Annotated in this window: 23 protein-coding genes; 21 read left to right on the top strand and 2 right to left on the bottom strand. The window is 64.0% G+C overall.

Annotation, left to right across the window (positions count from 1 at the left end):
- On the bottom strand, nt 1–489 hold the full coding sequence (locus AC07R0_RS19140; protein WP_495106012.1) for a GNAT family N-acetyltransferase: 489 nt from the start codon (nt 487–489) through the stop codon (nt 1–3).
- Nucleotides 490–788: 299 nt separating this feature from the next.
- Between AC07R0_RS19140 and AC07R0_RS19135 the strand changes: the two genes are divergently transcribed.
- From AC07R0_RS19135 to AC07R0_RS19125, 3 genes are all read left to right on the top strand, one after another.
- Nucleotides 789–3,173, top strand: coding sequence for a DUF3772 domain-containing protein (locus tag AC07R0_RS19135; protein WP_495106011.1), 2,385 nt, complete (start codon nt 789–791; stop codon nt 3,171–3,173).
- A gap of 89 nt (nt 3,174–3,262) precedes the next feature.
- The gene (locus AC07R0_RS19130; RefSeq protein WP_495074610.1) at nt 3,263–3,922 is read left to right on the top strand and encodes a DUF2239 family protein; all 660 of its coding nucleotides are present in this window, start codon (nt 3,263–3,265) and stop codon (nt 3,920–3,922) included.
- Nucleotides 3,923–3,973: 51 nt separating this feature from the next.
- Entirely contained in the window at nt 3,974–5,332 is a 1,359-nt protein-coding gene (locus AC07R0_RS19125; protein ID WP_495106110.1) for an MATE family efflux transporter, read from the top strand.
- A 59-nt stretch (nt 5,333–5,391) separates the two neighbouring features.
- On the opposite strand, the gene AC07R0_RS19120 is transcribed toward AC07R0_RS19125, so the two are convergent.
- The gene (locus AC07R0_RS19120; protein WP_495096519.1) at nt 5,392–6,216 is read right to left on the bottom strand and encodes an Ivy family c-type lysozyme inhibitor; all 825 of its coding nucleotides are present in this window, start codon (nt 6,214–6,216) and stop codon (nt 5,392–5,394) included.
- Nucleotides 6,217–6,343: 127 nt separating this feature from the next.
- Between AC07R0_RS19120 and AC07R0_RS19115 the strand changes: the two genes are divergently transcribed.
- The 18 genes from AC07R0_RS19115 to odhB all read left to right on the top strand — a co-directional run bounded on the left by AC07R0_RS19115 (nt 6,344) and on the right by odhB (nt 23,722).
- Entirely contained in the window at nt 6,344–7,360 is a 1,017-nt protein-coding gene (locus tag AC07R0_RS19115) for a sulfate ABC transporter substrate-binding protein (protein ID WP_495074608.1), read from the top strand.
- A gap of 43 nt (nt 7,361–7,403) precedes the next feature.
- A complete protein-coding gene (ssuE, locus tag AC07R0_RS19110; RefSeq protein ID WP_495074607.1) occupies nt 7,404–7,991 on the top strand; it encodes an NADPH-dependent FMN reductase in 588 nt (195 codons plus the stop codon).
- 98 nt (nt 7,992–8,089) lie between these two features.
- Nucleotides 8,090–9,058 carry a sulfonate ABC transporter substrate-binding protein gene (locus AC07R0_RS19105; protein ID WP_495106010.1) on the top strand — a complete coding sequence of 323 codons (969 nt, stop codon included), beginning with the start codon at nt 8,090–8,092 and terminating at the stop codon, nt 9,056–9,058.
- Nucleotides 9,059–9,068: 10 nt separating this feature from the next.
- A complete protein-coding gene (locus AC07R0_RS19100) occupies nt 9,069–9,320 on the top strand; it encodes a hypothetical protein (RefSeq protein ID WP_495106009.1) in 252 nt (83 codons plus the stop codon).
- Nucleotides 9,321–9,353: 33 nt separating this feature from the next.
- Nucleotides 9,354–10,517 (top strand): FMNH2-dependent alkanesulfonate monooxygenase, encoded by a 1,164-nt coding sequence (ssuD, locus tag AC07R0_RS19095; RefSeq protein ID WP_495074604.1) that lies wholly within the window; start codon nt 9,354–9,356, stop codon nt 10,515–10,517.
- A gap of 25 nt (nt 10,518–10,542) precedes the next feature.
- On the top strand, nt 10,543–10,929 hold the full coding sequence (locus AC07R0_RS19090) for a VOC family protein (protein WP_495074603.1): 387 nt from the start codon (nt 10,543–10,545) through the stop codon (nt 10,927–10,929).
- Nucleotides 10,926–11,849, top strand: a complete 924-nt coding sequence (gene ssuC, locus AC07R0_RS19085) for an aliphatic sulfonate ABC transporter permease SsuC (RefSeq protein WP_495106008.1) — start codon at nt 10,926–10,928, stop codon at nt 11,847–11,849. Before AC07R0_RS19090 ends, ssuC begins: the two co-directional genes overlap by 4 nt.
- Nucleotides 11,850–11,873: 24 nt before the next feature.
- Complete coding sequence (locus AC07R0_RS19080; RefSeq protein WP_495106007.1) at nt 11,874–12,833, top strand: aliphatic sulfonate ABC transporter substrate-binding protein; 960 nt, start codon at nt 11,874–11,876, stop codon at nt 12,831–12,833.
- Between the two features lie 4 nt (nt 12,834–12,837).
- On the top strand, nt 12,838–13,644 hold the full coding sequence (locus tag AC07R0_RS19075) for an ATP-binding cassette domain-containing protein (RefSeq protein ID WP_495106006.1): 807 nt from the start codon (nt 12,838–12,840) through the stop codon (nt 13,642–13,644).
- A 27-nt stretch (nt 13,645–13,671) separates the two neighbouring features.
- A complete protein-coding gene (locus tag AC07R0_RS19070; RefSeq protein ID WP_495106005.1) occupies nt 13,672–14,976 on the top strand; it encodes an O-acetylhomoserine aminocarboxypropyltransferase/cysteine synthase family protein in 1,305 nt (434 codons plus the stop codon).
- Nucleotides 14,977–15,078: 102 nt separating this feature from the next.
- A complete protein-coding gene (locus AC07R0_RS19065) occupies nt 15,079–15,294 on the top strand; it encodes a TOBE domain-containing protein (protein WP_490593073.1) in 216 nt (71 codons plus the stop codon).
- Between the two features lie 19 nt (nt 15,295–15,313).
- Nucleotides 15,314–16,354, top strand: coding sequence for a methionine ABC transporter ATP-binding protein (locus AC07R0_RS19060; protein ID WP_495106004.1), 1,041 nt, complete (start codon nt 15,314–15,316; stop codon nt 16,352–16,354).
- Entirely contained in the window at nt 16,347–17,012 is a 666-nt protein-coding gene (locus AC07R0_RS19055; protein WP_495106003.1) for a methionine ABC transporter permease, read from the top strand. The genes AC07R0_RS19060 and AC07R0_RS19055 overlap by 8 nt, the downstream gene beginning before the upstream one ends.
- A 20-nt stretch (nt 17,013–17,032) precedes the next feature.
- Nucleotides 17,033–17,830, top strand: coding sequence for a MetQ/NlpA family ABC transporter substrate-binding protein (locus AC07R0_RS19050; RefSeq protein WP_495074596.1), 798 nt, complete (start codon nt 17,033–17,035; stop codon nt 17,828–17,830).
- A 180-nt stretch (nt 17,831–18,010) separates the two neighbouring features.
- The gene (locus AC07R0_RS19045) at nt 18,011–18,586 is read left to right on the top strand and encodes an RBBP9/YdeN family alpha/beta hydrolase (protein ID WP_495074595.1); all 576 of its coding nucleotides are present in this window, start codon (nt 18,011–18,013) and stop codon (nt 18,584–18,586) included.
- 39 nt (nt 18,587–18,625) lie between these two features.
- Complete coding sequence (locus tag AC07R0_RS19040; RefSeq protein WP_495106002.1) at nt 18,626–19,228, top strand: isochorismatase family protein; 603 nt, start codon at nt 18,626–18,628, stop codon at nt 19,226–19,228.
- 271 nt (nt 19,229–19,499) lie between these two features.
- Nucleotides 19,500–22,373, top strand: a complete 2,874-nt coding sequence (locus AC07R0_RS19035; protein ID WP_495074593.1) for a 2-oxoglutarate dehydrogenase E1 component — start codon at nt 19,500–19,502, stop codon at nt 22,371–22,373.
- Between the two features lie 95 nt (nt 22,374–22,468).
- Entirely contained in the window at nt 22,469–23,722 is a 1,254-nt protein-coding gene (gene odhB, locus AC07R0_RS19030; RefSeq protein ID WP_495106001.1) for a 2-oxoglutarate dehydrogenase complex dihydrolipoyllysine-residue succinyltransferase, read from the top strand.
- Nucleotides 23,723–23,725: the final 3 nt, after the last annotated feature.

Genomic DNA, 23,725 nt, shown 5'->3' with positions numbered 1-23,725 from the left:
TTAGTCCTGGGCCATGGCCTGCAGCGCATCGCCTGTGACGCGGCAGGTGCGCCAGTCGGGCAGCACGCTGGCACCCAGCTTTTCATAGAACTGGATGGCTGCGGTGTTCCAGTCCAGCACGCTCCATTCGAAACGTGCGCACTGGCGCTCGCAGGCCAGCTTGGCCAGGTGCTTCAGCAGGGCCTTGCCCACGCCCAGGCTGCGCGCGTCGGCCTTGACGTACAGGTCTTCCAGGTACAGACCTCGGCGCGTCAGAAAGGTGGAGTAGTTGTGGAAAAACAGGGCGTAGCCTACGGGCTGCGCGTCTACCGTGGCGACTGCGCATTCGGCGGCTGGCTGGGGGCCGAACAGGTCGTTCTTCAATTGCTCTTCAGACGCATTCAGCAGATGTGTCAGATGCTCGAATTCCGCCATCTCGTGGATCATTGCGAGGATGTGGGGAACGTCGCAGGCCTGTGCGGCTCGAATGGTCAGCTTGGAAGAGTACATGGTTTTCAGTGTGTGGCGGGTGATGGCCCAGGCGCGAGGTTCGCCTCAGATATCCCGCAGGCCAGGTGGCGAGTCTCCTGCGAGAGCGTGCCGGCAATTCCGCAGCTCGGCGGTTTGAATTCGCCGGCGGCATTACTGGGGGTGGGGGCATCAATGGTACCGTCACTGCTTTGCCTGTAGCTCCGACGGTGCTGCAGCTGCAGGCCGGGCGGATACCCCCAGGAAGTACCGCGGTGTACCGAGGGGCTCGCCAGCCAGCCCATAAATTTATGAAATTCATAGCAGACAAACCAATATCCATGAGCGCAAGAGGCCAATTTTTCTTCAAGGTTTTTGCCAGCATGCTGCTATGCCTGGTCTGTGTTGGCGTGCCGGCCTGGGCGCAGCCGGGGGCGCTGGACGACTCGCTGGACAAGCTGCGCCAGCAGATCGAGACCATGCAGAAGAATCTGCCCGATGCGGATGCCGAGACCGATCTGATGGCCTGGCGCAGCACCGCCATAGCAGCCGAGGCGCAAGCGCAAAAAGCCGCAGACGAACTGGCGCCGCAGCTGGACAGCGTGCAGGCCCGGCTGAGCGAGCTGGGCGCCGCGCCGGCCGACAAAAAAGAGGCCAGCGACATCAGCTCCATGCGTAGCGAGCTGGACAAGAGTCGCAATGCGCTGGATGCGCAGCTCAAGCTGGCGCGCCTGCTGGTGGTGGAGAGCGAGCAACTGGCGTCGCAGATTTCCGCGCAGCGGCGCGCGCAGTTCCAGGCCCAGCTGGGTCAGCGCACGGCGTCCATCCTGGCGCCGCCGTTCTGGAACGAGCTGCGTGACAACTTCGTGGCCGATGCGGGCCGCTCTGCCGACCTGGTGGGCGAACTGGTGAAGGCCTTGCGGGCTGCCACCGTGGGCGTGTGGCTGGGCATGGCAGCGGCCTTGGCCGTGCTGGCGCTGGTGCGAAATCGGCTGGAGGTAGCGGTGCTGTACCTGGTCAGCCACAAGGTGCCGGGTGGGCGCTTGCGTCGCTCGCTGTATGCCGTGCTGCGGGTGCTGCTGTCGGTGCTGTCCTGGGGGCTGGTGGCCCTGGTGGTACGCACCGGGCTGGAGTGGAATAGCGATCTGTCCGAGCTGCCCCATGCCTTGCTGGTGCGCAGCGTGGGCCTGGCCTGTTTTGGCGGCTACGTGGCAGGCCTGGGCCAGGCCTTGCTGTCGCCCAATCGGCCCACCTGGCGCTTGTCGGCCATGCCGGATACGGTGGCGGTTGGCCTGCGCCGGTTTCCGTTGGTGCTGGCGCTGGTGACCACGGCGGGCTGGCTGGCCGAGCAGCTCTACAGCCTGGTGAATGCCAGCCTGGCCACCGCCGTCGCCCTGAACTGCATTCTGGCCCTGGCCTTGGGCCTGAGCATGGTGATGGCGGTGATGCGTGGCGAGCGGCTGCGCCGCCAGCTCGAAGGACCGGGCGCCGACCAGGTGCCGGCCCGGCCGCTGTGGCTGAGCAGCTTGGCATTTCTGCTCTGGCTGGTGCTGGCGGCCAGCGTGGTGGGCTTGCTGCTGGGCTATGTGGCGCTGGGCAGCTTTGTATTGCGCCAGGTAGCCTGGTGCACCATCGTCTCGGGCACGGCCTATTTGCTGATGATGTTGGTGGACGATATGTGCATGGGCTGGCTGGCATCGGCCCCGGTGGAAACACCCGAGCCCGAAGTCTGGCGCCTGCGCGACCAGGCGGCCGTGCTGCTGTCTGGCGTGGTGCGTGCCACGGTGGCGCTGGTGGCCTTGCTGCTGGTGCTGTCGCCGTTTGGTGATGGGCCGCCCGAGTTGATGCACCGCGCCTCGGCGCTGGGCGACGGCCTGGCGATTGGTGAAATCCAGCTGCGGCCTACGGCGGTGCTGCTGGCCCTGGCGGTCGTGGTGGGCGGGCTGTTGGGCGTGCGTACGCTCAAGCGCTGGCTGAAAGACCATTTCCTGCCCACCACCACGCTGGACGCGGGCATGCAGATGTCGGCCAGCACCCTGTTTGGCTATGCCGGCAGCGTGACGGTGGTGGCCATGGCCATGTCGGCCGTGGGCATTGGCCTGGAGCGGGTGGCCTGGGTGGCCAGTGCCTTGTCGGTAGGTATCGGTTTTGGCCTGCAGGCGGTGGTGCAGAACTTTGTCTCCGGCCTGATCCTGCTGGCCGAGCGGCCGGTGAAGGTGGGTGACTGGGTGGTGCTGGGCACGGTGGAGGGCGATATCCGCCGCATCAATGTGCGCGCCACCGAGATCCAGATGAGCGACCGCTCCACGGTGATCGTGCCGAACTCGGAGTTCATCACCAAGACGGTACGCAACATCACCCACGCCAGCCCGCTGGGTCTGGTGCAGATCAAGCTGCCCATGCCGCTGGACACCGATGTGCAGCGCGTGCAGGACGTGTTGTTGGCGGCTTTCACCAACCACCCCGAGGTGCAGCCCACGCCTGCGCCCAGCGTGGCGCTGGAGGGCATAGACAGCAATGGCAAGCTGATGTTTAACGCCACAGCCTATGTGCCGTCGCCCCGGCGTTCATACAGCGTGCGCAGCGACGTGTTGCTGGTGGTGCTGAAGGAGCTGCGCGCAGCCGGGCTGCCGTTGTCCAACCCGTCGACCATGGTGTTGCGTGATGTGCCCATGCAGTCGATCCAGCCGACCCATCCGGTCGTGCCGGTTGAAAAGCCCGCGTAAGCCGGGTTTGCAATTTTTTACCCGGGTATAAATTGCCTAGGTATTCAATCCGGGTAGAATCCGCGGATTGATTAAATCCGGGTAAAAATATGGCTTGGTTGGATACTTCTTGCACCGCCTTCGAAGGCGGCAACTGCATTGCAGCGGGGGCGCTGCGCGATGTGGCCATGCGCGCCAAGATGGCGGTGGACGCCGGCGCTGACAGTGCCACCCCTGCGTCGGTTTGGGTGTTTGACGACGCCACCAGCGAAGTGCTGGAGCTGGACTGGCGTGGCACGGTGGAGGAGTTCGCGGTGCAGTTGGTGCAGCAGGCACAGGCGGTGGATGCCATGGCCGAGCCTGCGCCGCTGCCGGCGGAAGACAGTGCCTCCGGCCGGGCGCCGCGCGGGCCGGGTCGACCCAAGCTGGGCGTGGTGGCGCGCGAGGTGACCCTGCTGCCCCGCCATTGGGAATGGTTGGCTACCCAGCCCGGTGGAGCCTCGGTGGCGCTGCGCAAGCTGGTGGAAGTGGCGCGGCTTGCGTCCGAGCGCAAGGACGAGGTGACCCGCTGCAGCGCCGTGGGCTACAAGTTCATGTCCACCATCGCGGGCGATGCCCCCGGGTTTGAAGAAGCCAGTCGGGCCCTGTTCGCCGCGGACGCGCAAGCGTTTGAAGCACAGATAGCCAGCTGGCCGGCCGATGTGCAGGCCCATCTGCAAAAGATCGTGGCCAACGCCTTCGAACCCCAAGAAATCGTGAATACGTTTTAAAGGACAGATATGGATGCAAGTCGTAGTGCGGCCGTGCCTGCGGGCGTCGCCATGCCCGGGCCGCCGGCCCAGCCCAGGGTTTTGTGGCGGGTGTACCTGGCGTTTCTGGCGCCGATGATTGTCAGCAATATCCTGCAGGCGCTGTCGGGCACGGTGAACAATATCTACCTGGGCCAGATGCTGGGCGTGGGCGCGATGGCGGCGGTGTCGGCATTCTTTCCGGTGCTGTTCTTTCTGATCGCCTTCATGATTGGCCTGGGCTCGGGCGCTGCCGTGCTCATAGGCCAGGCCTGGGGCGCGAAGGAGCCCGAGCGGGTGAAGGCGATTGCCGGCACCACGCTGATGGTGGGCTTGTACGCCGGTGTGGTGGTGGCCCTGTTTGGCGGTATGTTCACCGACGGCTTGCTGCGCTCCCTGGGCACGCCGGCCGACATTCTGGGCGACGCCACGGCCTATGCGCGGGTGATGCTGGTGGCCTCGCCGGCGGTGTTTCTATTCCTGCTGGTCACCTCCATGATGCGCGGCGTGGGCGATACCAAGACGCCGCTGAAAACCCTGCTGATCTCCACCGCTGTGAGCCTGTTGGCCACGCCGGCGCTGATACGCGGCTGGGGCGGCCTGCCGCAGCTGGGCGTGGTCAGTGGCGCCTACGCGGCTGGGCTGGGTTTTGCGGTGGCCATGGCCTGGACGGCCTGGCACCTGCTGCGCGTGCGCCATGTGCTGGCACCAGACGCCACCTTCCGGCCGCATCTGCGGATAGACCGGCAGATTCTGGCCAAGGTGCTGCGCATAGGCCTGCCCACGGGCCTGTCCATGATCACCATCTCGCTGGCCGAGATCGCCGTGCTGTTCCTGGTGAACCGTTTTGGTTCGCAGGCCACAGCGGCCTATGGCGCGGTGAACCAGATCGTGTCCTATGTGCAGTTCCCGGCGTTTTCGATTGCCATCACCGCCTCCATCCTGGGTGCGCAGGCGATTGGCGCTGGGCGGGGCGACACGCTGGGCAAGATCGCCCGCACCGGCATCTGGATGAATCTGCTGCTGACCGGGGCGCTGGTGCTGCTGGCCTACCTGTTTTCGCGCCGTATCCTGGGCCTGTTCATCACCGACCCGGCGGTGGTCGAGCTGGCCCAGACCCTGCTGCACACCATGCTGTGGGGCATCATCATCATGGGCATGTCCATGGTCTTGTCGGGGCTGATGCGCGCCAGCGGCACGGTGCTGGTGCCCACGGCGCTGACCATGCTGGCGATTGGCGGGGTGGAGGTGCCGGTGGCCTGGGTGCTGAGCCAGTACTACGGCTTGAATGGTATTTGGGCCGCCTACCCGGTGGCGTTTCTGGCCATGTTGGCCATGCAAACCACTTACTACCGCCTGGTGTGGGTCAAGAAGCCGGTCCGGCGTTTATAAGCAAATAAGCCACTGGCGCAGATAGCACCTGCGCAGGCAGCTACTATTTCAATAGCGCTTCAGTGTTGCAGCCACTGCTCGGCCCATAGCGCGTCCAGGCGCGTCTGCACCATCGGCGGTGGTTCGCCCAGCTGGGTGCTGCTGCCCAGCTGGAAGACCTTGCCGTAGAGCAGGTTCTGCTGGGGAGCGTAGAGCAGGGCAGCGTTGTAGTTGGTGCAGAAATGCGGCTTGCACACCGCAATCACCACGTATTCGGTGCCGGCGATGTGCTCGCGCCGCATCGGCGGGCGCGGGCCTTCCAGCCGCGCCAGCCAGCGGTCGCGCACCAGCGGGCCCAGCGCCCGGGTGTAGGTGGCCTTGAACTGGGGGTTGAGCAGCATCTTCTCGATATCGCTCATGGGCTCGGGCAGGGTGGCCTGGCTGCCGTCATGCGTTTCGTCGGCGGCTTCCTCGCCCTTGTTGCCTGGCTTGTCGTTGCTGCAGCGGTGGTACTTGGCCGCCAGAATGGTCTTGCCCAGTGCCTGTTGTAGCTTGGGATCGGCCTGCAGCGTAATGTTGACGATGGACTTTTCTTCCAGCACCACAAAGTCCAGCTTGGCGCCAGACCGCAGCGTGCTGGTCAGCGCCACCTGGAAATGTGGCAGCTGTGCGGCGGCGCCGTAGTAACGGGTATCGGCCTGCACATTGCGGCCCACGATGCGCTTGTCGCCGTGCTCTACCACCAGCGCATCCCAGGCCACGCGCAGCCTGGGGCCGCTGGGGTTGCCGCAGCTGCTGGCGTACACGCCGCCAAAATTGCGCATGACATCCGACTTGAAGCGTGCCTGCGACCAGGCGGGGGCCGCCGCCCACAGGCAAAGGCCGAGCAGGGTCAGACCCTGCATATAACTTTGGGTCCGAGGCTTATGAGATGAATAAGTAATAAACAACTGAGAATTCATTCGTTCCAGTTTTTACGTGCCGCTTCCAGAATCCATCCATCGCAATCTTTATGGACTCCGTGGAAGCTTTATGACTACTCGCCGCCAATTCTCGCAATCCTTCGTGGCCCTGGCTTTGTCTGCAGCCGGCTTGGCCGCACATGCCCAGGCGCCGATTACGTTGCTAAATGTATCTTACGACCCCACCCGTGAGTTCTACAAAGACTTCAACGCCGCATTCGCCAAGGACTGGAAGGCCAAGACTGGCCAGGATGTGACCATCAGCCAGTCACACGGCGGCTCGGGCAAACAGGCCCGCTCCATCATTGACGGGCTGGAAGCCGACGTGGCCACGCTGGCCCTGGGCTACGACGTGGACGCATTGCATGAATACGGCAAGCTGATCCCTGCCGACTGGCAAAAGCGTTTGCCCAACAACGCATCGCCCTATACCTCGACCATTGTGTTCCTGGTGCGCAAGGGCAACCCCAAGAAGATCACCGACTGGTCGGACCTGGTGCGTCCCGGCGTTGCCGTGGTCACGCCCAACCCCAAGACTTCCGGCGGCGCCCGCTGGAACTACCTGGCCGCCTGGGGCTACGCGGTGAAGAAGAACAACGCCACCGACGCCCAGGCGCGTGACTTCGTGGCCGGCATTTACAAGAACGCGGTGGTGCTGGACTCCGGCGCCCGCGGCTCCACCATCAGCTTTGCCGAGCGCGGCCAGGGTGATGTGCTGATCGCCTGGGAAAACGAGGCCTACCTGGTGCTGGGCGAGTTCGGCAAGGACAAGTTCGAGATCGTCACCCCCAGCCTGTCCATCCTGGCCGAGCCACCTGTCAGCGTGGTCGACAAGGTGGTGGACAAGCGCGGCACCCGCAAGGTGGCCGAGGCCTACTTGCAATACCTGTACAGCCCCGTGGGCCAGGACCTGGCCGGCAAGAACTACTACCGTCCCCGCGACAAGACCGCCGCCGCCAAGTACGCCAAGCAGTTTGGCAACGTGAATCTGTTCACCATCGACGACCTGTTCGGCGGCTGGCAAAAAGCCCAGAAGACGCACTTCGCCGATGGCGGTGTGTTCGACCAGTTCTACGGAAAAAAGTAAGCCTGTCCACGCTTAAGCGCACGCCAACCTGGGAGTCCACCACATGTCCGTTTTATTGATTGCCGGCAGCCCCTCGGAGCGGTCCCGCTCCGCCGTCCTGCTGGACGCCGTGCAGCAGCGCCTGCAGCTGCATGGTGCGCAGGTGGACCGGGTGCAGATCCGAGACCTGTCGCCCCAGGCCCTGTTGCTGGCCAACGTGGCCCACCCCAGCATCGCCCAGGCAATTGCCCAGGTGGCGCGGGCCACGGCGGTGGTGGTGGCCACGCCCATCTACAAGGCCGCGTACAGCGGTGTGCTGAAGCTGTTCCTGGACCTGCTACCGCAGACCGCCTTCAAGGGCAAGACCGTGCTGCCGGTGGCCACCGGTGGCAGCCCGCACCACATGCTGGCGCTGGACTACGCGCTGCGCCCGGTGCTGCAGTCGCTGTCGGCCGAGCACATCCTGCCAGGCGTGTTCGCCATTGACGCCCAGGTGGTGTTGTTGCCGCAAGAAGGCCAGCAGATCGACGTAGAACTTGCGCGCCGGTTGGAAGGCGTGGTGGACCTGCTGCCCTTCACCGGCAAGCGCAGGCCCGTGGTGCAGCCGCACTACGCCCCGGTGCATTTTGCCGACGTGCGCTGTAGCGTTTAAACCGCTCCACCCCTTCTTTCACCGTTTGACTTTTTTGACCGCTGCGCAGCGGCAGGGCAGAGCTTTGCCTGCGCATACCCAAGACACCAGAGCACACCATGAGCACATCCAACTTTGAACAACGCCGCCGCCTGCTGATCGCCGGCGCATCCGCCGCCAGCCTGGCATTGCCAGCCTTCAACGCCCTGGCCCAAACGCCCGTGACCCGCACCCTGCGCATCGGCAACCAGAAAGGCGTGCTGAGCTTCTTGAAGGCCCGTGGCACGCTGGAAAAGCGACTGGCCCCGCTGGGCGTCAACGTCACCTGGACCGAATTTAACGCCGGCCCGGTGCAGCTGGAGGCGCTGAACGTGGGCTCCATCGACTTCGGCGATGTGGGCGAAGCACCGCCCATCTTCGCCCAGGCCGCTGGCGCACCCCTGGTCTACGCGGCGGCCACCGTGCCACGCCCCACCAGCGAGGCGATTGTGGTGCCCAAGGCCTCGGCCATCCAGAAGGTGACGGACCTCAAGGGCAAGAAGATTGCCTACAACAAGGGCTCCAACGTGCAGTTCTTCCTGGCCAAACTGCTGGAAAAGAACGGCCTGGCCTACGCCGATGTGCAGCACGTGCACCTGGCGCCCGCCGACGCACGCGCCGCCTTTGTGCAGGGCTCGGTGGACGCCTGGGTGATCTGGGACCCGTTCCTGGCCGCTGCGCAAAAGAGTGCCGATGCCCGCCTGCTGGCCGACGCCACCGGCGTGGTCAACAACCGCGGCTATTACTTCACCTCGCGCAGCTTTGCAGAGAAGAATGCCGACATCCTGCGCATCGCGGTGGAGGAGGTGGGCGCCATCGAGAAATGGGCCGGCAGCCAGCGCTCTGACGCGGCCACCGAATACGCTGCCGTGCTGGGCCTGGACCGGGGCGTGGTCGAGGTGGCAGTGAACCGCACGCCCTACGGCACGGTTGCCATCACCAAGGCCATCCTGGCCGAGCAGCAGCAAATCGCCGACACCTTCTGGGAGCTGAAGCTGCTGCCCAAAAAGATCAGCATTCTGGAAGCCGCCCAGGCCGGCGTGGCCTGAGGTGCTGGCCATGGCGACCCGCAGCCCCACCACAGACACGCAGCAACGCACGCAGCAGAACGTGCAACAGAACGCGCTGCGCCTGCTGGTGACCACGGCAGTGAGTTGGGGGCTTTTTAGCCCTCCAGCGCAGGGACTACCTGCGCTGGTAGCTACTAAATTGGTAGCGAATGGCCTGTTCCGTCCCTGGGGCGTGGTACCGGTTCGCTATCTGCGCTGCGTGTCCAGCCGTGGCAACCACCGGGTCGATGCCCGCCGTTAACTTTCACGTTCGCGATTTTTGGAGTTGTTTGCAATGCAAGTCTTCTGGTTCATCCCCACCCACGGCGACAGCCGCTACCTTGGCACCAGTGAAGGTGCGCGTGAGGTCAATTTCGACTACCTGAAGCAGGTAGCCCAGGCCGCCGACAGCGTGGGCTATGAAGGCGTGCTGATCCCCACCGGCCGCTCCTGCGAAGACCCCTGGGTGGTGGCCTCGGCGCTGTTGCCGGTGACCAAGCGCCTGAAGTTCCTGGTCGCTGTGCGCCCCGGCCTGCACCAGCCGGCCCTGGCCGCACGCATGGCGGCCACCTTTGACCGCTTGTCCGGCGGCCGCCTGCTGATCAACCTGGTGACCGGCGGCGACCAGATCGAGCTGGAAGGCGACGGCGTGTATCTGGACCACGCCCAGCGCTACGAACAATCGGCCGAATTCATCCGCATCTGGCGCAACATCCTGGCACGCAGCCACGACGGCGAAAGCTATGACTTCGAGGGCAAGCACCTGAGCGTGAAGGGCGCCAAGCTGCTCTACCCGCCACTGCAGGAACCGCACCCGCCGGTGTACTTCGGCGGCTCGTCCGACGCCGCGCACGACCTGGCCGCCGAGCAGGTTGAGACCTACCTCACCTGGGGCGAGCCACCCGCAGAGGTCGCCAAAAAGGTGGCCGACGTACGCGCCCGTGCCGCCAAGCAGAACCGCACCGTCAAGTTCGGTATCCGCCTGCATGTCATCGTGCGTGAGACGGACGACGAGGCCTGGAAGGCCGCCGAAAGCCTTATCAGCCGGCTGGACGACGATACCGTCATCCGCGCCCAGGCCGCCTTTGCCCGCATGGACTCCACCGGCCAGCGCCGCATGGCCGCCCTGCACGCTGGTGGTAAGAAGCGCACCCGTGCCGACCTGGAAATCAGCCCCAACCTCTGGGCCGGTGTGGGCTTGGTACGCGGCGGAGCCGGCACCGCGCTGGTGGGCGACCCCAAGACCGTGGCCGCGCGCCTGCAGGAATACGCCGACCTGGGCTTGGACACCTTTGTGCTGTCTGGCTACCCGCACTTGGAAGAGGCTTACCGCTTCGCCGAACTGGTGTTTCCGCTGCTGCCGCTGTCGCTGCGCAACAAGCTGCCCGGCCAAACCTTGACCGGCCCGTTTGGCGAGGTGATTGGCAACAACTTTGTACCCCAGGCATCGCAAAGCTGACAACCCCTTCAAGAAGAGCGCCGCCATGAACATCCACTCCATCCACCACGCGCAGCTGGGCTTTCGGGCCGGTGACGAGGCGCAGATACGCCGCTTCTATAACCAGCTGATCGGCCTGACCGAATTCAAGGTGGGCCAGCAGCCAACCGAAGGCGCGCCGTTGCGCTTCGTGGCCGGCCACCAGCGCGTGGACCTGGTGCCCACCGAGAACTGGCAGCCCAGCCCCGTGCCCGCGCACTTGGCTTTTGAGGTGCAGGACCTGCCCAGCCTGCGCCGGCGCCTGCTGTCGGCCGATGTGGTGCTGGAGGAAACCCAGCCGCTGGTCGGCCACCTGCGCTTTTACGTGAAAGACCCGGCGGGCAACCGCCTGGAGTTTCTGGAGCCCGATGCATCCCAAGCGAGTACGGTATGAGCAGCACTGTTTCCCACAACATCCACCCCCAGGCCACCCGTTCCCTGCCGCAAGAGAGCGAGCTACAGGTCACGCCGTTTCCGCATGCTTTTGCAGAAGCGCTGGAGGCCCCGGACGCCCCCACACCTTCGCGCAACTTTGCCCAGCTGAAGGTATTCGCCGCCAGCGTAGGGCAGGGCTTGTTGCCCTGGTTGGTGCCCATCACCTTGATCGTGGTCTGGCAGGTCGCGTCGTCCCTGGGCTGGTTGTCCACCCGAGTGCTGCCCGCGCCAGTGGACGTGGTCAAGGCGGCTTGGACGCTGACCTTGTCCGGCGAGCTGTTCACCCACGTCAAGGTGAGCGCTGGCCGCGCCCTGACCGGCCTGGCCATCGGCGGCGGCCTGGGTCTGCTGCTGGGTTTGCTGACCGGCTCGGTGAAGTTTTTTGAAACCCTGCTGGACTCCAGCATCCAGATGGTGCGCAACATCCCGGCGCTGGCGCTGATACCGCTGGTGATTTTGTGGTTCGGCATTGACGAAATGGCCAAGCTGTTTTTGATCGCGGTGTCGGTGTTCTTCCCGATCTACCTCAACACCTTCCACGGCATCCGCAATGTAGACCCGCAGCTGATCGAGATGGGCCGCACCTACGGCCTGTCGCGCTGGCAGCTGTACCGCGACGTGGTGCTGCCGGGCGCGCTGTCCAGCATCCTGGTGGGGCTGCGCTTTTCGCTGGGGCTGATGTGGGTGATTTTGATTGTGGCCGAGACCATCTCCGCCCAGTCCGGCATCGGCTACCTGACCATGAATGCCCGTGAATTCCTGCAGACCGACATCGTGCTGGTGGGCATCTTGTTGTACGCCTTGCTGGGCAAGCTGGCTGACCTTTTCGCCCGAGGGCTAGAACGCTGGTGGCTACGTTGGCACCCTGGTTATCAATGAACCGGCTGCGGATTGCCTAAGACCATGAACTTTTCTATCCATCGACGCGGCGTATTGGCTTCTATCGCCGCCCTGGCGGCTGGCCCGGTGCTGGCGCAAACTGCAGCACCTTTCACGGTGCGCATCGGCTACCAAAAGTCGTCCACCCTGGTGGTGGTGCTGAAGACCCAGGGCCTGCTGGAAAAGCAGCTAGCGGCGCTGGGTGCCAAGGTGAGCTGGCATGAATTCACCAGCGGCCTGCCGCTGCTGGAGGCATTGAATCTGGGCAACGTAGACATCAGCGCCGACGTGGCCGATACCGTGCCCGTGTTCGCGCAGGCGGCAGGGGCCAAGCTGACCTTTGTGGCCCAGGAGGCACCTTCGCCCGCGGCCCAGGCCATCGTGGTGCGCGCTGATTCGCCCATCAAGACCTTGGCCGACCTGAAGGGCAAGAAGATCGGTTTTGCTAAGGCCGCTGGCGTGCACTACCTGCTGCTGGCCGCGCTGGAGAAGGCCGGCCTGTCGTTCAAGGACATCGAGCCCGCCTACCTGACGCCGGCTGACGGCCGCGCGGCCTTTGAGCGTGGCGCCATCGACGCCTGGGTGGTGTGGGACCCGTTCCTGTCCGCCGCGCAGCGCCAGTCCAGCCTGCGCGTGCTGGCCGATGGCACCGGCATCGCCTCGTACCAGCGCTACTACCTGGCGGGTACGCCGTTTGCCCAGGCCCACCCCGAGGTGCTGCAACTGCTCTATACCGAGCTGCAAAAAGCCGGTGTCTGGGTCAAGCAAAAACCGCAGGACGCGGCTGCGCTGCTGGCACCCGTCTGGGGGCTGGACGCCGCCACCGTCGAGCAGGCCAACAGCCGCCGCAGCTACGCCGTGCGGCCCGTGGTGGCCAACGTGCTGGGTGAGCAACAGCGCATTGCAGACGCCTTCTTTTCTGAAAAGCTGCTGCCGCGCAAAGTCAACGCGCTGGACGCCGCCCTGTTTCAACCTGGAACCTGAATATATGAGCAACACCACCAAGGGCGGCGTCAAGCTGGAAGCCCGCAGCCTCACCAAGAAATATGGCGACCGCGAGGTGCTGCGCAAGGCGCAGCTGACGGTGGAGCCCGGCCAGTTCATCGCCATCGTGGGCCGCAGCGGCTGCGGCAAAAGCACCTTGCTGCGCCTGGTTGCCGGGCTGGAAGCCGCCAGTAGCGGCGCACTGTCCATAGACGACAAGGCCGTGCACGGCCTGCACGACGACACCCGCATCATGTTCCAGGAGTCGCGTCTGCTGCCCTGGCGCCGCGTGCTGGACAACGTGGTGCTGGGCCTGCCGCCCGAGGCGCGCGCCCGTGGTGAAGAGGTGCTGGCCCAGGTCGGCCTGGCCGACCGCAAGAACGAATGGCCGTCGCGCCTGTCCGGCGGGCAGCGCCAGCGCGTGGCCCTGGCCCGTGCTTTGGTACGCCAGCCGCGCCTGCTGCTGCTGGACGAGCCCCTGGGCGCGCTGGACGCTTTGACCCGCATCGAGATGCACCGCCTGATCGAAAGCCTGTGGCAGCAGCACCGCTTCACCGCGCTGCTGGTGACCCACGACGTGCAGGAGGCGGTGGCCCTGGCCGACCGCGTGATCCTGATCGAAGACGGCCGCATTGCGCTGGACGAAACCATTGCCCTGGCCCGGCCTCGCTCGCAAGGCGACGCCGAGTTTGCCCGCATCGAGAAACGCATCCTGGATCGCGTGCTGCAAAAACCAGAGCAGCCTGCGCACGTTCCACCTGCGCGGGGCGGCGATTTGACACCCATCTTCGGTCTCAATTGGGCAATTTGATTTTCACCACAACCTTCGGGAGACAGCATGGCAAGAGACAGCAGCAACTGGAAGTTTGAAACCAAGTCGGTCCACGCCGGCTATTCGCCGGACCCGACAACGCGCGCCGTTGCGCCGCCGATCTACCAGACCGTGGCCTATGCTTTTGACAGCGCGCAGCACGGCGCCGACCTGTTCGACCTGAAGGTGCCGGGCAATATCTACACCCGGATCATGAATCCGACGCAGGACATCCTGGAGCAGCGCGTGGCGGCCCTGGAAGGTGGCATTGCCGCGCTGGCCCTGGCCTCCGGCCAGGCGGCGGTGACCTACGCCATCCAGACGATTGCCGAGGCCGGCGACAACATCATCAGCAGCACCGCGTTGTACGGCGGCACCTACAACCTGTTCGCCCACACGTTGCCGCAATTTGGCATCACCACCCGCTTTGCCGACCACCGCGACCCGAAAAGCTTTGAAGGCCTGTTCGACGACAAGACCAAGGCGGTGTTCGTCGAGTCGCTGGGCAACCCCGCCGGCAACGTGACCGACATCGCCGCCATTGCCGAGATCGCGCATCGCCACGGCGTGCCGCTGATCGTGGACAACACCGTGCCCAGCCCCTACCTGAGCCGGCCCATCGAGCATGGCGCCGACATCGTGGTGCATTCGCTGACCAAATACCTGGGCGGCCACGGCACCAGCATTGGCGGAGCCATCGTCGATTCCGGCAAGTTCCCCTGGGCAGAGCACAAGGCGCGTTTCAAGCGACTCAACGAGCCCGACCCCAGCTACCACGGCGTGGTCTACACCGAGGCCCTGGGTGCCGCGGCCTATATCGGCCGGGCGCGCGTGGTGCCGCTCCGCAATACCGGTGCGGCCATTTCGCCGTTCAACGCGTTCCTGATCCTGCAAGGCATCGAGACCCTGGCTCTGCGCATGGACCGTATTAACAGCAACACCTTGGCGATTGCCCAGCACCTGCAAAAGTCGGCCAAGGTGAAGTGGGTCAACTACGCCGGCCTGGAAGACCATGCCGACTACCCGCTGGCCAAGAAGTATTTGCACGGCAAGGCCTCGGGCATTCTGACCTTCGGCGTGAAAAGTGAAGGTGTGGGCGGACGCGAGGCCGGCGCCCGCTTCCTGGATGCGCTGCAGCTGTTCACCCGCCTGGTCAACATCGGCGATGTGCGCTCGCTGGCCACGCACCCGGCGTCCACCACGCACCGCCAGCTCAACCCGGACGAGCTGGCCAAGGCGGGCGTGGGCGAAGACACGGTGCGCCTGTCGGTCGGCATCGAGCATATCGACGACCTGCTGGCCGATCTGGACCAGGCGCTGGCGGCTGTGTAAGCCACTTCAGATTTATATAAAAAAGGCCTCTGGTGCAGGTATTAACTGCGCTGGTAGCTACGTAATTAATAGCAAACCGATTTTTTAACCAGGAGTAAACCCATGTCTATCCAAGCCATCAACGTACGCAACCAATTCCGCGGCAAGATCAAGGAAATCATCCGTGGCGATGTCGTTTCTGAAATCGACGTCGAAACCCCCTGGGGCATCGTCACCTCGGTCATCACCACCCGCTCGGTCAACGACCTGCAACTGGTGGTGGGCAGCGAAGTCGTGGCCCTGGTGAAGTCCACTGAAGTGTCGATCGCCAAGCTCTGAGGACCGGCATTGCCACCACATGATTGAGCTGCACAACATCCACCAGACTTACCCCGGCCCACAAGGCCCGGTGCAAGCATTGCGGGGCATAGACCTGCACATCCAGGCGGGTGAAATTTTCGGGGTGATAGGGCGCAGCGGCGCGGGCAAGAGCTCGCTGGTGCGCACCATCAACCTGCTGAACCGGCCCTCGCAAGGCCAGGTCCGCGTCGACGGGCAGGACCTGACGGCGCTGGACGCCACCGCGCTGCGTGCCGCCCGGCACCAGATCGGCATGGTGTTCCAGCACTTCAACCTGCTGTCCTCACGGACGATTTTTGACAATGTGGCGCTGCCGCTGGAGCTGGTGGGCACGCGCCCGGCGCTGATCAAGGACCGGGTCGATGGCCTGCTGGACCTGGTCGGCCTGTCGGCGCTGCGCGACCGCTACCCGGCGCAAATCAGCGGCGGGCAAAAGCAGCGCGTGGGCATTGCCCGGGCACTGGCGAGCAACCCCAAGGTTTTGCTCTCGGACGAGGCCACCTCGGCGCTCGACCCGGAAACCACACGTTCCATTCTGGGCCTGCTGCGCCAGATCAACCGCGATTTCGGTTTGACCATTGTGCTGATCACGCACCAGATGCAGGTGGTCAAGCAGGTGGCCGACCGGGTGGCGGTGATAGACGCCGGCCGCATCGTGGAGCAGGGCGCGGTGATGGACGTGTTCACCCGCCCGCAACACGCCACCACCCGCAGCCTGATCGACGAGATCTTGCCGCAGGACCTGCCGCAGAGCGTGCTGGCGCGCATCCGCAAGCTGATGGCCACCGAGCCGGCCCAGCAAGGCCAGCTGTTGCGGCTGGCGTTTGCGGGCGACGATTCGGACCAGCCGCTGCTGTCGGACGTGATCCGCCGCTTCGGGCTGGACCTGAACATCCTGCATGGCCAGGTGGACGAGATCCAGGGCCGGCCTTTCGGCGCGCTGGCGATACATGTGCGCGGTGCGCGCGAGCAACTGGTCGCCGCTGTGGCCCATTTACGCGGCGCTGGCGTACTGGTGCAGGAGGTGGCCCATGTTTGAGACTTTCACCCCGCAATTGCTGGAGCTGTTTGCGTCCTCGTTCTGGGAGACGCTGGTGATGGTCGGCATCTCCGGCCTGGCCGGCGCCGTGATCGGCGTGCCGCTGGGTGTCTTTCTGCGGCTGACCGACCAGGGCGGCGTGCTGCACAAGCCAGCGCTGAACCGCGTGGTCGGCACGCTGGTGAACGCTGTGCGCTCCACGCCTTTCATCATCCTGCTGGTGGCCATCATCCCGTTCACGCGGCTGCTGACCGGTTCGTCCATTGGCACGGCTGCGGCGGTGGTACCGCTGACGATTGCTTCCGCACCCTTCATCGCCCGGCTGGTGGAAACCGCGCTGCGCGAGGTGGATGCCGGCCTGGTGGAGGCGGCCCAGGCTATGGGTGCCAGCACTTTGCAAATCGTCTTCAAAGTGCTGCTGCCCGAGGCGCTGCCTGGCATCGTGGCGGCGGTAACCATCACCCTGGTGAGCCTGACCGGCTATTCGGCCATGGCCGGCGCCATCGGTGGCGGTGGCCTGGGCGACCTGGGCATCCGCTACGGCTACCAGCGCTTTCTGCCCGAGGTGATGCTGGCCGTGGTGCTGGTGCTGATCGTCTTCGTGCAGGCGCTGCAAAGCCTGGGCGACTGGCTGGTCCACCGGATAAGTCACAAGTAAATATTTTTAGGGAGTTAGCCATGTACAAAAGAACATTCATCCAGTCCGCTGTCGTGTTGGCCACCAGCCTGTTGCTGGCCGGCGGCGCGCTGGCGCAGGACAAACCGCTGAAGGTCGGCGTTACCGCCGGGCCGCACGCGCAGATCTTTGAGCAGGTCAAAAAGATCGCCGAGAAGGATGGGCTGAAGATCCAGATCGTCGAATTCAGCGACTACATCCAGCCCAATGCCGCCCTGGCTTCAGGTGATCTGGACCTGAACAGCTACCAGCACAAGCCCTTCCTGGACCAGCAGGTCAAGGACCGGGGCTACAAGATCGTGGCGGTGGGCAATACGGTCAATTTTCCGATTGGCATCTATTCCAAGAAGGTGAAGAGCCTGGCGGACCTGAAGGAGGGCGCCAAGGTCGGCATTCCGAACGACCCCACCAATGGCGGCCGGGTGCTGCTGGTGCTGCAAGACAAGGGCCTGGTCAAGCTCAAACCCGAGGCCGGCCTGAAGGCCACGCCGCTGGACGTGGTGGACAACCCCAAGAAGATCCGCTTCGTGGAGCTGGACGCTGCCCAGCTGCCGCGCTCGCTGGACGACCTGGACGCGGCGGCCATCAACACCAACTTCGCGCTGCAAGCCGGCTTGAACCCGGCCAAGGACGCGATTGCCCAGGAAAGCGCCAAGAGCCCGTACGTCAACCTGCTGGCCGTGCGCGAGCAAGATAAGGACAAGCCCTGGGTGGCCAAACTGGTCAAGGCCTACCACTCGGAGGAGATCCGCCAGTACGTGCAAACCGAGTTCAAGGGAGCGGTGTTGAGCGGCTTTTAACCCGGCTTTCCGCACTATAAAAACAGGAGCTGCCAGCGCAGGTATTTACTGCGCTGGCAGCTCTTTTTTATATGTGAATTTGTAGCGTTTCTTCAGACAATTTGGTTCTAAGCTCATGCGCATAAACAAACAGCAATTCAGTCGTTGGAGTTTGGCTCCGGCCTGCCCACAATCCGGGCCATGACGCAAACCAGAATTCTCATCGTGCCCGGCTGGCGCAATTCCGGCCCCGGGCATTGGCAGACCTTGTGGTCCGAGAGCGTGGCCGGCGTGGAGCGCGTGGACCAGGACGACTGGGTCACGCCCACCCGTGCGGCCTGGGTGGCCTCCATTACCCGGGCGATACTGGCCAGGCCTGGCCCCGTGGTGGTGGTGGCCCACAGCCTGGGCTGCATCGCCACCACCCATTTGCCGCCCGAAGCGGTGGAGCGCATCCAGGGCGCGCTGCTGGTGGCCCCGGCCGACCCCGAGCGTCGCGCCATCCTGAACGACTTTGCGCCCGTGCCCTATGCCCGCCTGCCGTACCGTAGCGTGCTGGTGGCCAGTAGCAACGATCCGTACTGCCCGGTGCGCCTGGCCGGTGCCTATGCGCGTGCCTGGGGCAGCGAGATGGTGCGCCTGCAGGACGCGGGGCATATCAATATCGCCTCCGGCCATGGCGACTGGCCGCTGGGTCTGGCCCTGTTGCAGTCTCTGACCGGCGGGCTGTTGCAGCCGGCCGGGGGAGAGGTGCTATCGGCGGTTTCTGCGGTTTAATCTGGGGCTTATTTGCCCCCGATTTCGCCAAGGAACCCCATGCTGCTCGACGCCCCAGAATCCCAACTCGTCCTGGTTGACTACCAGGAGCGCCTGCTCCCCGCCATTTTTGAAAACACCGCTGTGCTGGCCAACGCCATGCGCCTGGCCCAGGCCGCCCAGTTGCTGGAAGTGCCGGTCTGGGGTACCGAGCAAAACCCGTCCAAGTTGGGCCAAAACCCAGCCGAGATGCGCGCCCTGTGCCGCGACACCCTGAGCAAAATGCATTTCAGCGGCATGGAAGAGGGCTTGGGCGAGTGGCTGAGGCCACCCGCCAAGCCGGTGCAAGGCAATGCCCGCAGCCTGCCCAAACATCTGCAGAAGCCGCAAAACGCCGCGCCCGAGCGCAACACCGTCGTCATTGCCGGGCTGGAAGCCCACATCTGCCTGCTGCAAACCGCGCTGGACCTGCTGGAAGACGAGTTCGACGTCTGGGTGGTCACCGACGCCTGCAGCTCGCGCACCGAACGCAACCGCGACGCCGCCTTTGACCGCCTGGCCGGCGCCGGCGCCGAGCTGGTCACCACCGAGATGGTGCTGTTCGAATGGCTGCGCACCGCCGAGCACGCGGACTTCAAAGCGGTGCAGGCCTTGGTAAAGTAATGTTTCTCCCGCACCACATCCGGTTTTAAATAAAAAATGAGGCCAGCGCATATACGGCGTGCGCTGGCAGCTATAAATACCATAGCGGGTGCCTGTTCTACCCCCGTAACTCGGCACCACACGCCCCATATTGGGTAGATAATCCCGCCCGTACTAGGCCCTTCCTGCCACAGTCGCATCCGCCAATCGGTCCAGCCGTGTCGCGGAAGGTTAATTAAACCCAGCTTTAACCAGCTAATGTTTCCTGCAGGGAAACGGAGGTCAGCGGAATATGAGTGAACCAGTCTCTTCGGTGTACCAAGCCTACCAAGGCAACACCTATCTCTTCGGTGGCAATGCCCCCTATGTAGAAGAACTCTACGAAAACTACCTTGCAAACCCCGGTAGCGTGCCCGACAACTGGCGCGATTACTTTGACGCGCTGCAAAACGTGCCTGCCGTAGACGGCAGCGATGCCAAGGACGTGCCCCACCTGCCCGTGGTGAACGCCTTCGCAGAACGCGCCAAGCAAGGTGGCACCAAGGTGGTCATGGCGACTGGCGCCGACTCCGAAATGGGCCGCAAGCGTACCGCCGTGCAGCAGCTGATCGCTGCGTACCGCAACGTGGGCGTACGTTGGGCCGACCTGGACCCGCTGAAGCGGACCGAGCGCGACAAGATTCCCGAGCTGGACCCATCCTTCTACGGCTTCACCGACGCCGACCAGGAAACCGTCTACAACACCAGCAACACCTTCTTCGGCAAAGAGACCATGTCTCTGCGCGACCTGATGAATGCGCTGCGTGAAACGTATTGCGGCACCATCGGCGCCGAATACATGTACACCACCGACCAGAATAAAAAGCGCTGGTGGCAACAAAAGCTGGAAGGCATCCGTAGCAAGCCCAGCCTGTCCCGAGAGAAAAAGCTGCACATCCTGGACCGCCTGACAGCGGCCGAAGGCCTGGAGCGCTTCCTGCACACCAAGTATGTGGGCCAAAAGCGTTTCTCCCTGGAAGGTGGTGAAAGCTTCATCGCCGCCATGGACGAGCTGATCCAGATGGGTGGCACCAAGGGCGTGCAAGAAATCGTCATCGCCATGGCCCACCGCGGCCGCCTGAACGTGCTGGTGAACTCGCTGGGCAAGGTGCCCGCCGACCTGTTCGCCGAGTTCGACCACACCGCCCCTGAAGACCTGCCTTCCGGCGACGTGAAGTACCACCAAGGCTTCAGCTCCGACGTGTCCACCCCTGGCGGCCCAGTGCATTTGACGCTGGCCTTCAACCCTTCCCATCTGGAAATCGTGAACCCGGTGGTTGAAGGTTCGGTGCGCGCCCGTATGGACCGCCGTGCCGACCCCGAAGGCAAGCAAGTGCTGCCTGTGCTGGTACACGGCGATGCGGCTTTTGCCGGCCAAGGCGTGGTCATGGAAACCCTGGCGCTGGCCGAAACCCGTGGTTATTTCACGGGCGGCACGGTGCATATCGTGATCAACAACCAGATCGGTTTCACCACCAGCGACCCACGCGACAGCCGCTCCACGCTGTACTGCTCGGACGTGGTCAAGATGATCGAAGCGCCTGTGCTGCACGTCAACGGTGACGATCCTGAAGCCGTGGTGCTGGCAACCCAAATCGCGCTGGACTACCGCATGGAGTTCCAACGCGACGTGGTGGTCGACATCATCTGCTTCCGCAAACTGGGGCACAACGAGCAAGATACGCCCGCGCTGACCCAGCCACTGATGTACAAGAAGATCGCCAAGCACCCCGGCACGCGCAAGCTGTACGCCGACAAGCTGGCCGCCCAAGGCTTCGGCGAAACGCTGGGTGACGACATGGTCAAGGCCATGCGCGCCGCACTCGACGCAGGCAAGAACACCTTCGACCCGGTGCTGACCAACTTCAAGAGCAAGTACGCAGTGGATTGGTCCCCATACCTGAACCGCAAGTGGACCGACGCTGGCGACACCGCCATTCCGCTGTCCGAGTGGAAGCGCCTGGCTGAAAAGCTGACCACGCTGCCTGCCAGCATCACCCCGCACGCTCTGGTGAAGAAGGTTTATGACGATCGCGCCGCCATGGGCCGTGGTGACATTCCGGTGGACTGGGGCATGGGCGAGCACATGGCGTTCGCCTCCCTGGTGGCCAGTGGCTACCCCGTGCGCCTGAGCGGTGAAGACTGCGGCCGCGGTACCTTTACCCACCGCCACGCGGTGATCCATGACCAGAACCGTGAAAAGTTCGACGAAGGCACCTACACGCCTCTGCAAAACGTTGCCGACAACCAGGCTCCGTTCGTCGTCATCGACTCCATCCTGTCCGAAGAAGCGGTGCTGGCATTCGAATACGGCTATGCCTCGAACGACCCCAACACCCTGGTGATCTGGGAAGCCCAGTTCGGCGACTTCGCCAACGGCGCCCAGGTGGTGATCGACCAGTTCATCGCCTCCGGTGAAGTGAAGTGGGGCCGTGTCAACGGCATCACCTTGATGCTGCCGCACGGCTACGAAGGCCAAGGCCCCGAGCACAGCTCGGCCCGCCTGGAGCGCTTCATGCAGCTGAGCGCCGACACGAACATGCAAGTCGTGCAGCCCACCACCGCCAGCCAGATCTTCCACCTGTTGCGCCGCCAGATGGTGCGCAACCTGCGCAAGCCGCTGGTCATCATGACGCCCAAGTCCCTCTTGCGCGCCAAGGATGCAGCGTCTCCGCTGAGCGAGTTCACCAAGGGTGGTTTCCAGACCATCATTCCGGAGAACAAGGACGTTAAGGCCGACAAGATCAAGCGCGTCATCGCCTGCTCGGGCAAGGTCTACTACGACCTGGCCAAGAAGCGCGAAGAAAAGGGCGCAGACGACGTCGTGATCCTGCGTGTGGAACAGCTCTATCCGTTCCCGCACAAGGCTTTTGCTGCGGAACTGAAGAAGTACCCCAACGTCACGGAACTCGTGTGGTGCCAGGACGAGCCGCAAAACCAGGGCGCCTGGTTCTTCGTGCAGCACTATCTGCACGAGAACATGGCCGATGGCCAGAAGCTGGGTTACTCGGGCCGCGCGGCCTCGGCGTCTCCTGCAGCCGGCTATTCGCACCTGCACCAAGAGCAGCAAAAGGCTCTGGTCGACGGCGCGTTCGGCAAGCTCAAAGGCTTTGTCTTAACCAAATAAGCACCCCGCGTTGTGCCTCCGGGCCAACGCTGTGCCGGCTGGAGCGGTGTGCTCCGGCTCGCACGCCCCACATATAAAAATCTGGAGTTTTTGAAATGTCTATCGTTGAAGTGAAGGTTCCACAACTGTCCGAGTCCGTGGCCGAAGCCACCTTGTTGCAGTGGAAGAAGAAGGTTGGCGACGCTGTTGCCGTGGATGAAATCCTCATCGAAGTGGAAACCGACAAAGTCGTGCTGGAAGTGCCCGCACCTTCCGCCGGCGTGATCGTCGAGCTGGTCATGGGCGACGGCAGCACCGTGGCCGCCGAGCAGCTGATTGCCCGCATCGACACCGAAGGCAAGGCCGGCGCCGTGGCTGCTGCACCTGCCGCTGCAGCACCCGCTGTGGCCGCTGCTGCGCCTGCAGCCGCCGCTACCAGCACCTCCATGGCCGGCGTGCCCATGCCAGCTGCTGCCAAGCTGATGGCCGACAACGCTCTGGCCGCAGGTTCCGTGGCCGGTACCGGCAAAGACGGCCGCGTCACCAAGGGTGATGTACTGGCTGCCGTGGCCAATCCTCCTGCTGCCAAGGTAGCTGCTGCCGTGATCCCCACCGGCGTGCCTACCAAGTCCCTGCCACAGGTTTCCACCATGGCGCCTGACCTGGGCGACCGCCCTGAGCAGCGCGTGCCCATGAGCCGCCTGCGTGCCCGCGTGGCCGAGCGTCTGCTGCAATCGCAATCGACCAACGCCATCCTCACCACCTTCAACGAAATCAACATGGCTCCGGTCATGGACATGCGCAAGCGCATGCAAGAGCGTTTCGAAAAGGAACACGGCTGCAAGCTGGGTTTCATGAGCTTCTTCGTCAAGGCGGCAGTGCACGCCCTGAAGAAGTTCCCCGTGCTGAACGCCAGCGTGGACGGCAACGACATCGTCTACCACGGCTACTTCGACATCGGTATCGCCGTGGGTTCGCCACGCGGTCTGGTGGTGCCAATTTTGCGCAACGCCGACCAGATGAGCTTTGCCGACATCGAGAAGAAGATCGCCGAATACGGCCAAAAGGCACGTGACGGCAAGCTGGGCATTGAAGACATGACCGGCGGCACCTTCTCCATCTCGAACGGCGGTACCTTCGGTTCCATGTTGTCCACCCCCATCATCAACCCACCGCAATCCGCCATCCTGGGCATCCATGCCACCAAGGACCGCGCTGTGGTGGAAAACGGCCAAGTGGTGGTGCGCCCCATGAACTACTTCGCCATGTCCTACGACCACCGCATCATCGACGGCCGCGAAGCCGTGCTGGGCCTGGTCGCCATGAAGGAAGCGCTGGAAGACCCAGCCCGCCTGTTGTTTGACATTTAAGAC

This window comes from Rhodoferax sp. GW821-FHT07F03 (assembly GCF_059418745.1).
The sequence above is the reverse complement of the archived record's forward strand: the minus strand, read 5'-3'. Positions and strand labels throughout refer to the sequence as shown.

Bases quoted from the DNA above. Each gene is read 5' to 3' on its own strand.
- AC07R0_RS19140 (WP_495106012.1), bottom strand. From the start codon at position 489: ATGTACTCTTCCAAGCTGACCATTCGAGCCGCACAGGCCTGCGACGTT.
- AC07R0_RS19135 (WP_495106011.1), top strand. From the start codon at position 789: ATGAGCGCAAGAGGCCAATTTTTCTTCAAGGTTTTTGCCAGCATGCTG.
- AC07R0_RS19130 (WP_495074610.1), top strand. From the start codon at position 3,263: ATGGCTTGGTTGGATACTTCTTGCACCGCCTTCGAAGGCGGCAACTGC.
- AC07R0_RS19125 (WP_495106110.1), top strand. From the start codon at position 3,974: ATGCCCGGGCCGCCGGCCCAGCCCAGGGTTTTGTGGCGGGTGTACCTG.
- AC07R0_RS19120 (WP_495096519.1), bottom strand. From the start codon at position 6,216: ATGCAGGGTCTGACCCTGCTCGGCCTTTGCCTGTGGGCGGCGGCCCCC.
- AC07R0_RS19115 (WP_495074608.1), top strand. From the start codon at position 6,344: ATGACTACTCGCCGCCAATTCTCGCAATCCTTCGTGGCCCTGGCTTTG.
- ssuE (WP_495074607.1), top strand. From the start codon at position 7,404: ATGTCCGTTTTATTGATTGCCGGCAGCCCCTCGGAGCGGTCCCGCTCC.
- AC07R0_RS19105 (WP_495106010.1), top strand. From the start codon at position 8,090: ATGAGCACATCCAACTTTGAACAACGCCGCCGCCTGCTGATCGCCGGC.
- AC07R0_RS19100 (WP_495106009.1), top strand. From the start codon at position 9,069: ATGGCGACCCGCAGCCCCACCACAGACACGCAGCAACGCACGCAGCAG.
- ssuD (WP_495074604.1), top strand. From the start codon at position 9,354: ATGCAAGTCTTCTGGTTCATCCCCACCCACGGCGACAGCCGCTACCTT.
- AC07R0_RS19090 (WP_495074603.1), top strand. From the start codon at position 10,543: ATGAACATCCACTCCATCCACCACGCGCAGCTGGGCTTTCGGGCCGGT.
- ssuC (WP_495106008.1), top strand. From the start codon at position 10,926: ATGAGCAGCACTGTTTCCCACAACATCCACCCCCAGGCCACCCGTTCC.
- AC07R0_RS19080 (WP_495106007.1), top strand. From the start codon at position 11,874: ATGAACTTTTCTATCCATCGACGCGGCGTATTGGCTTCTATCGCCGCC.
- AC07R0_RS19075 (WP_495106006.1), top strand. From the start codon at position 12,838: ATGAGCAACACCACCAAGGGCGGCGTCAAGCTGGAAGCCCGCAGCCTC.
- AC07R0_RS19070 (WP_495106005.1), top strand. From the start codon at position 13,672: ATGGCAAGAGACAGCAGCAACTGGAAGTTTGAAACCAAGTCGGTCCAC.
- AC07R0_RS19065 (WP_490593073.1), top strand. From the start codon at position 15,079: ATGTCTATCCAAGCCATCAACGTACGCAACCAATTCCGCGGCAAGATC.
- AC07R0_RS19060 (WP_495106004.1), top strand. From the start codon at position 15,314: ATGATTGAGCTGCACAACATCCACCAGACTTACCCCGGCCCACAAGGC.
- AC07R0_RS19055 (WP_495106003.1), top strand. From the start codon at position 16,347: ATGTTTGAGACTTTCACCCCGCAATTGCTGGAGCTGTTTGCGTCCTCG.
- AC07R0_RS19050 (WP_495074596.1), top strand. From the start codon at position 17,033: ATGTACAAAAGAACATTCATCCAGTCCGCTGTCGTGTTGGCCACCAGC.
- AC07R0_RS19045 (WP_495074595.1), top strand. From the start codon at position 18,011: ATGACGCAAACCAGAATTCTCATCGTGCCCGGCTGGCGCAATTCCGGC.
- AC07R0_RS19040 (WP_495106002.1), top strand. From the start codon at position 18,626: ATGCTGCTCGACGCCCCAGAATCCCAACTCGTCCTGGTTGACTACCAG.
- AC07R0_RS19035 (WP_495074593.1), top strand. From the start codon at position 19,500: ATGAGTGAACCAGTCTCTTCGGTGTACCAAGCCTACCAAGGCAACACC.
- odhB (WP_495106001.1), top strand. From the start codon at position 22,469: ATGTCTATCGTTGAAGTGAAGGTTCCACAACTGTCCGAGTCCGTGGCC.